This window comes from Epibacterium ulvae (assembly GCF_018678075.1).
Classification (GTDB): Bacteria; Pseudomonadota; Alphaproteobacteria; order Rhodobacterales; family Rhodobacteraceae; genus Epibacterium; species Epibacterium ulvae_A.
Genome location: NZ_JAHHIR010000025.1, coordinates 170,640 through 180,953 on the forward strand (window position 1 = coordinate 170,640; position 10,314 = coordinate 180,953).

10 protein-coding genes and 2 pseudogenes are annotated in these 10,314 nt (G+C 56.3%); 6 read left to right on the top strand and 6 right to left on the bottom strand.

The window, feature by feature from the left end; translation table 11 throughout:
- Nucleotides 1-46: 46 nt before the first annotated feature.
- Nucleotides 47-1,432, top strand: a complete 1,386-nt coding sequence (ahcY, locus tag KMP13_RS06895) for an adenosylhomocysteinase (RefSeq protein WP_215265033.1) — start codon at nt 47-49, stop codon at nt 1,430-1,432.
- Nucleotides 1,433-1,632: 200 nt separating this feature from the next.
- Nucleotides 1,633-1,974, top strand: a complete 342-nt coding sequence (locus tag KMP13_RS06900) for a DUF2853 family protein (protein WP_215265035.1) — start codon at nt 1,633-1,635, stop codon at nt 1,972-1,974.
- A gap of 282 nt (nt 1,975-2,256) precedes the next feature.
- Here KMP13_RS06900 and KMP13_RS06905 read toward each other — a convergent pair whose 3' ends face one another.
- Genes KMP13_RS06905 through tsaD form a run of 5 tightly spaced genes read right to left on the bottom strand, consistent with a single transcriptional unit; the run spans nt 2,257 to nt 5,431 of the window.
- On the bottom strand, nt 2,257-2,652 hold the full coding sequence (locus KMP13_RS06905; RefSeq protein WP_215265037.1) for a DUF1761 domain-containing protein: 396 nt from the start codon (nt 2,650-2,652) through the stop codon (nt 2,257-2,259).
- A gap of 26 nt (nt 2,653-2,678) precedes the next feature.
- Complete coding sequence (locus KMP13_RS06910; RefSeq protein ID WP_215265038.1) at nt 2,679-3,101, bottom strand: EVE domain-containing protein; 423 nt, start codon at nt 3,099-3,101, stop codon at nt 2,679-2,681.
- The gene (locus KMP13_RS06915) at nt 3,101-3,373 is read right to left on the bottom strand and encodes a YciI family protein (protein WP_215265040.1); all 273 of its coding nucleotides are present in this window, start codon (nt 3,371-3,373) and stop codon (nt 3,101-3,103) included. The genes KMP13_RS06910 and KMP13_RS06915 overlap by 1 nt, the downstream gene beginning before the upstream one ends.
- 1 nt (nt 3,374) lies before the next feature.
- Nucleotides 3,375-4,337: an NAD(P)H-dependent glycerol-3-phosphate dehydrogenase gene (locus KMP13_RS06920; protein ID WP_215265042.1), complete on the bottom strand. Its 963-nt coding sequence runs from the start codon at nt 4,335-4,337 to the stop codon at nt 3,375-3,377.
- Nucleotides 4,334-5,431 carry a tRNA (adenosine(37)-N6)-threonylcarbamoyltransferase complex transferase subunit TsaD gene (gene tsaD, locus KMP13_RS06925; RefSeq protein WP_215265044.1) on the bottom strand — a complete coding sequence of 366 codons (1,098 nt, stop codon included), beginning with the start codon at nt 5,429-5,431 and terminating at the stop codon, nt 4,334-4,336. The genes KMP13_RS06920 and tsaD overlap by 4 nt, the downstream gene beginning before the upstream one ends.
- An 88-nt stretch (nt 5,432-5,519) precedes the next feature.
- Between tsaD and KMP13_RS06930 the strand changes: the two genes are divergently transcribed.
- The 3 genes from KMP13_RS06930 to KMP13_RS06940 all read left to right on the top strand — a co-directional run bounded on the left by KMP13_RS06930 (nt 5,520) and on the right by KMP13_RS06940 (nt 9,023).
- Complete coding sequence (locus KMP13_RS06930; protein WP_251363709.1) at nt 5,520-6,203, top strand: uroporphyrinogen-III synthase; 684 nt, start codon at nt 5,520-5,522, stop codon at nt 6,201-6,203.
- A 78-nt stretch (nt 6,204-6,281) separates the two neighbouring features.
- Complete coding sequence (locus tag KMP13_RS20905; protein ID WP_215265048.1) at nt 6,282-7,526, top strand: COG4223 family protein; 1,245 nt, start codon at nt 6,282-6,284, stop codon at nt 7,524-7,526.
- Between the two features lie 12 nt (nt 7,527-7,538).
- Nucleotides 7,539-9,023, top strand: coding sequence for a heme biosynthesis protein HemY (locus KMP13_RS06940; protein ID WP_215265050.1), 1,485 nt, complete (start codon nt 7,539-7,541; stop codon nt 9,021-9,023).
- Nucleotides 9,024-9,315: 292 nt separating this feature from the next.
- Here the strand turns inward: KMP13_RS06940 and KMP13_RS06945 are convergent.
- Nucleotides 9,316-9,841 (bottom strand): annotated as a pseudogene (locus tag KMP13_RS06945) (transposase); the annotation flags it as partial.
- A gap of 64 nt (nt 9,842-9,905) precedes the next feature.
- Between KMP13_RS06945 and KMP13_RS06950 the strand changes: the two are divergent.
- Nucleotides 9,906-10,314: pseudogene (locus KMP13_RS06950) on the top strand (transposase); the annotation flags it as partial.

Consider the following 10,314-nt stretch of genomic DNA (forward strand, 5'->3'; position numbering starts at 1 on the left):
GGTGCTAGGCCCTGCTTAGCAAACCCAAACCAGAATGGAGCTGACTATGGCCGGGGACTACATCGTCAAGGACATCGCGCTGGCAGAATTTGGCCGCAAAGAACTCAATATCGCGGAAACCGAAATGCCAGGTCTGATGTCTCTGCGTGAAGAATATGGCGAGAGCAAACCGCTGAAAGGCGCGCGTATCGTCGGCTCGCTTCACATGACGATCCAGACAGCTGTTTTGATCGAAACATTGGTCGATCTTGGCGCTGATGTGCGCTGGGCATCGTGCAACATCTTCTCAACCCAGGACCACGCGGCGGCTGCCATTGCTGCGGCCGATATCCCAGTATTTGCGATTAAAGGACAATCGCTGGAAGAGCATTGGGACTACCTCGACAAATCCTTCATGTTCGAAGACGGCCCAAACCTGATCCTCGACGACGGCGGCGACGCGACGCTTTATGTTCTGCTTGGCGCACGTGCCGAAGCGGGTGAGGACATCATTCCGGTGCCCGAGTCCGAAGAAGAGACTGTGATCAAAGCGCAGATCAAAAAGCGGATGGAGCAAAGCCCCGGCTGGTTCACCAAAACCCGCGATGCGATCATGGGCGTGTCCGAGGAAACCACAACAGGTGTTCACCGTCTGTATGAATTGCAGAAAAACGGCCAGCTGCCGTTCCCTGCGATCAACGTGAATGACTCAGTCACCAAGTCGAAGTTCGACAACAAGTACGGCTGTAAAGAATCGCTGGTCGACGGCATCCGTCGCGCCACCGACACTATGATGGCCGGCAAGGTTGCCGTTGTCTGTGGTTACGGCGATGTTGGCAAAGGCTCTGCGGCGTCGCTTGCAGGTGCGGGTGCACGTGTCAAAGTGACCGAAGCGGACCCGATCTGCGCGCTGCAAGCCGCGATGGACGGCTTTGAAGTGGTTCTGCTGGAAGAGGCGCTGGACGCCGACATCTTTATCACCACCACCGGTAACAAAGACATCCTGCGCATCGAACACATGCGTGAGATGAAGGACATGGCGATCGTTGGCAACATCGGCCACTTCGACAATGAGATCCAGGTCGCTGCGTTGAAGAACCACAAATGGACCAACATCAAAGAACAGGTCGACATGATCGAGATGCCGTCTGGCAGCCGTTTGATCCTGTTGTCCGAAGGTCGCCTGCTGAACCTTGGCAATGCGACCGGTCACCCCTCTTTTGTGATGTCTGCGTCTTTCACCAACCAGGTTCTGGCACAGATCGAGTTGTTCCAGCGCGGTGATAACTACAAGAACGAAGTCTACATCCTGCCGAAACATCTGGATGAAAAAGTTGCAGCTCTGCACCTGGGTCGCGTTGGCGCCAAGCTGACGAAACTGACTCCGGAACAGGCGGCCTATATCGGCGTGAAGCCGGAAGGTCCGTTCAAGCCTGAGCACTACCGCTACTAAAGACAAATCGCTCCAAACAAAGCGCCGTCCTTCGAAACCGAGGGGCGGCGCCTTTGCATTCCAATGTCTCTCCATGCGTTTTGCGGTGCAAATCTTGGGGGAAATACTGTGAAATCTTTTCCTTTGTTGTTGAAAAATTTGCGCCTAATGTTTGCCCATCGCCAATTGTTAGGCACCGATTAAAAGGTTGGGAGAAAGACATGGGTAAGAGAGACGATCTGATTGCGCAGTATGCGGACGATCTGAAAAACAAATGCGGCATGGAACCAGACATGGATCTGCTGACAAAGGTAACGATCGGATGCGGCCCGGCGATCTACAATGCAGACGCCTCTACCGTGGCATCCAGCCAGGACAGTGAGCTGGAAACCGTCAAAACCAACTTCCTGGTCAAAAAGCTTGGCCTGGCCGATGGTCCAGAGCTGATGGATGCGATCAATTCCGTAGTTGAGACGTATGGCAAATCTGAGCGCAACAAATATCGCGCCGTTGTCTATTACATGCTGACCAAACATTTCGGCAAAGAGGCTGTCTACAGCTAAGCCTTACTGCACCTCGACCGCCCGGGCTGGGCACCGGCGCTGGGCGGTTGATTTGACATCAGATTGTCATCTGAATTTGAAACTTATTCTCCATGCTATTGCTTTGCGGAATCAAGGCACATGAGAGTAGGTTTAAGTACAGCCAGGATGGCAGGCCAAATATTTCATACGCGTGTGGTGGATACGGGACACGCGGGGTGGAAGGGAAGGTTCTGTTCGTCCCGGAACCTTCCCTTTTTTATTTGGTCGAAGCTTTTAGGATTGGCTGCTCCAATCCCGACGCTACAAAAGCGCGAGCACCAGACCCATCGCGCCGCATGCAACCGTTGCATAACCGCCGTCGATGATAGTCAAAGCTTTGGGTCGCATTGCGTACATGTTGTTCAGCGCAATCCAGGGCGAGATGAAGAACAACCCCACACCAATTCCGGCAATCAGGCCCGCGCCGGCGTTTTCGATCCCCGAAAGCGAGAAAACGTGCCGCATCATACCTGCGACGATCAACTGAATCACAAAACTGATTGCAAAGATCACCGGTGACATGCCGCCTTTGGGTTTTCCATCGGCATCAATTTCTACGCCGGACGCCTGGATCCAAGGTTTGGACAGCGCCCCATACCAAACCGCTCCCAGGACAAAACCAACAGCTGCGGCAATAAATACGCTTAGCAATTCCAAAGACGTGTCTCCTCTTTACGGGGCCGTTATGCGGGATCGGTGTCTCCGAGCGCACAGACGGCAGCCCATTCTTCTGGTGAAACAGGTTGAACAGACAGGCGGGAATTCTTCACAAGAATCATATCCGCCAAAAGTTCATGGTGTTTGATCTGATCCAAAGTCACCGGCATGGTGAAGTTGCGCAGAGCTTTGATGTCGACGCATTCCCAACGTGGGTCATCTGCCGTGCTGTCGGGGTGGATCTCGGCGCAGACCTCGACGATTCCAACCACGGATTTCTCTTTTTGTGAGTGATAGAAAAAACCACGGTCGCCCAGTTTCATGTCGCGCATGAAATTGCGGGCCTGATAGTTGCGCACGCCGTCCCATTCTTCACCCGCGTCCCCTTTGGCAATCTGGTCATCCCAGCTCCAGGTCGAAGGTTCAGACTTGAACAGCCAGTAGCGCATTAACCGATGACCTTTTTCCATGTGATCAGATCGACGGCTTCGAAAAGGTCTGCCTTGGCGTAGGGATCATTGTCAGCCCAACCTTGCGCGGCGACCATATCTTCAACATCCAGAATAATGAGGGAGCCGACCATTTCACCGTCTTGATCCAGCAATGGCCCGGCCTGGGCAACAACACCGGTCTCTTTGATATACGCTAAATGCGCGTCACGGTTGTCCAGACGGACCTGAAGGTTTCCGGGTTTGTCGCGGGCGATCAAAGCAACTAGCATTTTATTCCTCTTTTAGCGGTCTTGTAAGTAATTGCGCCGCCGCATCAGCTATCGTCAAGCGTTGATCGAGCAATGCCACCACAGTTTGGGCAATCGGCATATCAATCCCCAAAGATTTTGCCTTTTCCAACGCGGCATGTGCGGTCGCAGCACCTTCGACGGTGACGGAGGGATCAAATGATTCTCCACGTCCCAACGACAGTCCCAGGCCAAAATTGCGCGAAAGCGACGAACTGCACGTGAGGGTCAGATCACCAAATCCCGACAGGCCTGATAGCGTTTCTGGCCGCGCGCCAAGCGTTATGGCCATCCGCTGCATCTCTGCAAATCCACGGGTCATCAGCGCGGCGCGGGCGCTTTCGCCAAGGCCCGCCCCAATGACCGCGCCACAGGCAATGGCAAAGACATTTTTCAACGCACCGCCCAATTCGGCCCCGATGGTATCGGTCGTCCGGTAAAGGCGCAGGTTTGGTGTCGTCAACGCCGATTGCAGCGTGTTGCTGTTGTGCGAATCCGCGCAGGCGAGCGTCAAAGCCGTGGGCAAGCCCCGTGCAATATCTGCCGCAAAACTGGGACCAGTCAAAAGCGCAGGGACCGCAGTTGGCGCAGCCTGGGATAAAACGCCAATGGGACCCAGACCGGACGAAAGCTCGACCCCTTTGCAGCACGCAACCAGGGTCTTATTGGCAAAATGCGACGGCGATTGTTCAAGGAAACCGCGTAGGCGTTGCATCGGCACAGCCAGCAACAAGACGGGGTTTTGGCAGGCCAAGTCCAGGTCGCCGGTGATTGTGATGGCCTCAGAGAGCGGCACATCTTGCAGGCGTCGCGCATTAAAACGCGTGGCGTTCATGTGACGCACGTGTTCGGCATCCCGGGACCACAGGGTGACGTCGCTTTTTTGGCTCAGGCTGATCGCAAGCGCGGTGCCAAATGCACCGGCACCCAAGACAGAGATGCTCACGCTTTGGCTCCCTTTTTCCCGCTCCCGATCAAGACGGGGCTGGTCTTGTCCAGCGGCCAACGCGGTCGTGCGGACAATGACATGTCGTCGCGTGCGCCTGTTTTGAACCGTTCAAGCCCGGCATAGGCAATCATCGCAGCGTTATCCGTGCACAGGCGCAAGGGCGGCGCGACAAAAGCTGTCTGAAACTCCGCACAAAGTGTCTGAAGCCCTGCACGAATGGCGGTATTGGCCGCAACGCCGCCAGCCACCGCAATTGTGGGTTGGGTGGGGGCTTCGGCCATGTATTGCTCCAACGCGCGTTTTGCTTTGGCCACGACGACGTCCACAACGGCGGCCTGAAATCCGGCGCAAAGGTCTGCGCGGTCCTGTCGGGACAGACCGCCTTTTTCTGACACGATCTGGTCGCGCACGCGCATCAATGCGGTTTTGAGGCCGGAATACGACATGTTGCAATCGGCGCGATCCATCAATGGGCGGGGAAAGCGGAACCGTTTTGGATCGCCGTTTTCTGCCTCGGCCTGAACGGAGGGACCGCCGGGTTGTGGCAGACCCAACAAGCGCGCGGTCTTGTCGAATGCTTCCCCTGGGGCGTCATCAATCGTTCCGCCGAGCCGGGTGAACTCATCTGGGCCCCGTGCAATCAGGAACTGGCAATGACCGCCTGAGACAAGCAGCATCAAATAGGGATAAGGCACCTGATCCGTCAAACGTGGTGTCAACGCGTGCCCGGCCAGATGATTGACACCAACCAACGGCAGACCTGTTGCTGCCGCGATCCCTTTGGCACACATCACGCCAGAGATGACGCCGCCAATCAGTCCGGGTCCTGCCGTCACCGCAACAACGTCCAGATCCGCAAACGTGACTGATGCTGTTGCCATCGCATCTTGCACACAATGATCAAGCTTTTCCGCATGCGCGCGCGCTGCGATCTCGGGAACCACGCCGCCAAATGCGCTGTGCAGCTCGGTCTGTCCAAACACAACCGAGGACAAAATCTCGACCCGCCTGTCCTTTGTTTCACGTAAAACAGCGGCGGCCGTGTCGTCACAGCTGCTTTCGATTCCCAGAACGGTCAGTGTTTCAGTCATCGCCCTACCATTGCGTCCATTTGTATTGGGGGCTACCACCTTAGGCGCGTTGGAACAATCCCGGGGGACGCGCATGGTTTGCCTGTTGATGACCCGATCTATCGCTGCGTCCGAGCAGTTTTGGAACGATCTGCCCGAAGATCTGCGCGCGGATCTGCAGCTTGTTGTCTCTCCACTGCTTCAAATTGTGCCGGTGGCGTTTGACGCAGACTGGTCCAAATACAGGGGCGTGGTCTTTTCGTCGGCCAATGGCGTGATCCAGGCCTTAGAACACCCCACGCGGTTGGATGCATTTTGCGTCGGCGCCCGAACAACTGAGATCGCGACCCAACACGGCTGGCGCGCCACATGCGCGGGGCAAACGGCGGGGCAATTGGTTCAAACTTTGTTGTGCGACGATGGCGTGACCGGCCCCTTGGTTCACTTGCACGGTCAGCACACACGCGGCGACATCGCCGGTCAATTGATGAACAATGGGATCCGCTGTGATCACTATGTTGTTTACGATCAGATCCTCCAGCCGCTGACTGCGGACGCTAGGACCAGTCTTTCAAACAATAAACGACACATAGTGCCGCTTTTTTCCCCGCGCACTGCGCAGCAATTTGCTTATGAATGCGAAACAGCGGAAAACATCTTTTTTATTGCGATGAGCGAAGCTGTTGCGGAACCGTTGAAGTCTTTGGACTATATGGAGTTGCAAATATCTCAGGCACCTGATGCAGCTTCTATGGCGGAACTGGTTCGCAATGCCGCAGATCGCTTAGCATAGCTTGAGACAGGCGGATGTGCGCAGTAGTGTCGCGCAGACGTTCAACCAAAAGATTTTGAGATTCGAAGGGAAATCGGCGTGGTAAACAAAAAAAACCCGGAGGAAGTGGCGGAGCCGACGCCAGGGGTGGGAGAAGCCGAAATCAACACGACTGATGAGTCCAATATTGTTGATGCGGTAGAAACTCCTGCGGTTGACAAAGACGACGCCCCGGAGAGCCTGTCTACCGAGACCGAGACCGAGACCGAGACCGAGACCGAGACCGAGCTGGATGCGGCAGAAGCACCCGCAGAAGGCGTGTCATTTGACACGCTGGAAGAAGCGCCGGTTCAGATCGAACGCGTGATTGAAAAACGTGGCGGTTTTGTTCCGACGGTCCTGGGCGGTATTTTGGCTGCCGGGATTGGATTTGGCCTGGCGCAGACCGATGCCTTGGGCTCGATCCTCGGCGGTGGAAACGATCGGATTGAAGCGGTTGAGGCCGCGCAATCTGAAATGCAGTCCAGCCTGGGCGAGATCGGTTCACAGGTCGACGGTATTGTCATCCCTGACTTGGACCCGTTGAGCATTCGGATTGATGCGCTGGAAGCGGTTGCGAATGATACGAGCAATACAGTCGTCGATCTGGCTCCGATCGAGGCAAAATTGGCCGAGCTCGAAGCGAAACTGACGGAACTGCAAGCCCGCCCGATCACCAGCGCCGCCTCGCCTGAGGCGACAGCGGCCTTCGAAGCCGAAATGGCGAAGCTGCAAGAAAGCTTTACCCAGCAACGCAGTGACGTTGAGGCGATGTTTGCTGAGGCACACGCGCTGGAAGAAGCCAGTGCAGCCGCTGCCAAAATCGCCAGTGCCCAAACCGTTCTTGCACGCTTGCGAGCAGCCTTGGATTCCGGCCAACCCTTTGGCGGGATGATCGAAGAATTGTCGGCGCTGGGCGTTGATGTTCCCGCCGATCTGGCCGATCGCGCGGCGGATGGTGTCCTTACGCTGAGCGCGCTGACTGAGGGTTTCGCGCCTTCTGCTCGCGACGCGCTGGCAACCGTTCGGGACGAAAATAAAGCTGGCGGCGGGTTGCTGGACTATGTGAACCGCCATTTGGGTGCACGTTCGGTTGCACCACGTGACGGTGATGACGCGGACGCTATTTTGTCCCGTGTCGAAGCGGCTGTTCGCGCAGGCGATCTGGAGGTTGCTTTGCAAGAAACGTCATCCCTCCCGGAAGCTGCCGCTTCTGCCATGGCGGATTGGATCGGTGCCGTTGTTGCGCGTCAAGAGACGCTCACTGCCGCCGAAACACTCTCCCAAAGCTTGAACGCCAATTAAGGACATTTCCGCATGCTATGGTCTCTTTTCAAATATCTTATCTTTGTAGCGATTGCGGCGGCGCTGGCTTATGGCGCTGGTCTTCTGCTGGAAACCTCCGGCGGGGTGCAAATTACCGTTGCTGGTACTGAATATACCCTTGGCGCGTTGCAATCGGTTCTGGCGCTGAGCGTTCTGCTGGTCGTTTTGTGGCTGGTCTTGAAGCTCGCGTCGCTTCTGGTTGCCACCATTCGCTTCCTCAATGGGGATGAAACTGCGCTGTCGCGTTTCTTCGACAAAGGGCGCGAACGCAAAGGGTATCAAGCGCTTGCAGATGGTCTGATGGCCTTGGCCGCCGGCGAAGGTCGCCAGGCCATGGCCAAAGCGGCACGTGCTGAACGCTACCTGGAAAAGCCTGAACTTACCGATCTGATCACCGCACAAGCGGCTGAGATGGCGGGCGACACCAAAAAAGCCGCCGAAGCCTACAAGCGACTTCTGTCAGGTCAGGCCACGCGGTTTGTCGGTGTGCGCGGCATCATGAAGCAAAAACTGTCGGAAGGTGATTCCGAGACGGCTTTGGCTCTGGCGGAAAAAGCGCTGGCGTTGCGTCCGAAACATGAAGAAGTGCAAGACACGCTGCTGCAGTTGCAAGCTCAGGCGCAAGATTGGGCTGGCGCTCGCAAGACCTTGTCGACCAAGCTGAAGACGGGCACCTTGCCACGCGAAGTGTTCAAACGTCGCGATGCTGTTCTGGCTCTGTCGTCCTCAAAAACGCTGCTGGATGAAGAGACCACGCCAGCGCAGCGTGATCAGGCGATTGAAGCGAACCGTCTGTCCCCGGATCTGGTGCCGGCCGCGGTTTTGGCCGCACGTGCCTATATCGCCAAGGACAAGAAACGTCAGGCCGCGCGTATCATTAAGAAAACCTGGGAAGCACAGCCGCACCCGGATCTGGCCCATGTTTTTGCGGAAATCGAGCCAAATGAAACCCCGGCCGCTCGTATCAAACGGTTTGACCAGCTTGCGCGTTTGAACCCCAAACATGATGAAACGCGCCTTGTTATGGCTGAGCTGCAGATCGTGGCTGAGGATTTCCCTTCTGCGCGTCGCGCTCTTGGTGATTTGGCGGAACGGGCGCCTGATGCGCGGGCTCTGACCTTGATGGCTGCGATCGAACGTGGCGAAGGTGCGGATGACAGCCTCGTCAAAGGGTGGCTCGCACGTGCGTTGAGCGCTCCGCGTGGGCCCCAATGGGTTTGTGAAAATTGTAACCACATCCACGCCGAATGGGTGCCGGTCTGCGAAAACTGTTCAAGCTTTGACACGCTCAGTTGGAAAACGCCTGACACGCCTGAGATCACAAGTGCGACGGCTACGCATATGTTGCCGCTGATTGTTGGTTCTTTGGAGGGTAAGTCCAAAGAGGCCGAGGTTGAAACGGTCGAAGAGGGAACCGCCGAAGTAGTTGAAATCGTTCCCGAAGAGATTGGCGAACCCATCAAAGAAGCCAACTAAACCAATGCGTAGGAGCGAGTGGCCAATGTCTGCGCGCACCTACGACTCACAGAAAACACTGGCTAGGACCAGGGGACTGCCAATTTGATGGGGCAGCGTTGCTAAATTGCGTCGACCGTCCCGCAACAATTGCCGGTTCCGCACCCTTGGGCTTAAGCGGTTCGCAGTGCATACGGTTTTTGCGTAGTTCCAGGGTAGCTGCTCGATATCGTTTCTGTTTGTGCCCCGCGTCGATGGCTGTGAGCACGCCGCACGGATAAGCGTGTGGCTAGATGCCGTTGATTTTGCAGGTCTCGATCAGGGTTGAACGGTCCAGAACAATCCCTTGGCGGCTGTAGATTTTCACCTGCCTATATAGCGGCAGATGATCCGCATATTATGAGACGAGCACATGGGCGAGCGTTGCTTCGGTTGGCACGCCGCCCGCAATGATGTGTGCGCTGCAGGAGCTTGGGCAATCCCGCCTCGCAGGATCGACAAGCGTATTTGGGGCGACAGGTGACAATCACGCGGAACTGGGCGGGGATGATATCCAGCCGTTCGCTGACATCTTCGCCAATGACATGACGCTCAGTTCCGCAGGCGCAGGAGGGCTCGGGTTCAATGACCACTTCCACCCGCTCCAGATGTTTGGGCAATGATCCGCGATTGGTTTGGTGAGGTTTTGGAGACCGCATGGGCGCTGTGCGTTCATCGGCGTCGACCTCGGCTTCCACCTGCGCGATGGCGGTCTCGATGTCTTCGAGTTCCAGCTCGTATTGGGCAGTGTCGATCTTCTCGGACTTGGCACCAAAGAGAGCTTTCTTAAACGACGCAACCTGGACCTGTCGCGGTTTGATGCCGCTCCTTTGATAGCATTTGTTTCAGCAAAGGAGACTGACTATGGGACTGAAACGGACGGGCGAATTCCGCCAAGATGCAGTGCGGATCGCGCTGACGAGTGGGCTGACACGCAAGCAGGTTGCTGATGATCTGGGTGTTGGCATGTCGACGCTGAACAAATGGATTACGGCGCAGCGAGACACGGATGTGGTGTCGAAAGAGGATTTATGCCTCACCCAAGAGAATGACCGGCTTCGGCGTGAGAACCGCATTCGCAAGGAGGAAAGGGAAGTGCTTAAAAAGGCTACGCGGCTTGCGAGCATTTCGCCACCGTCCTGCCAGCCGCAGGCAGCGGTCCGATATGGTGACGTTGGCGCACATTAAAGAACAATCGCGCCTGAGCTTGGGCAGCTATGGCCGCCCACGCATGACAGAAGAGCTGAAAGGGATCGGTTTAGATGTGGGTCAC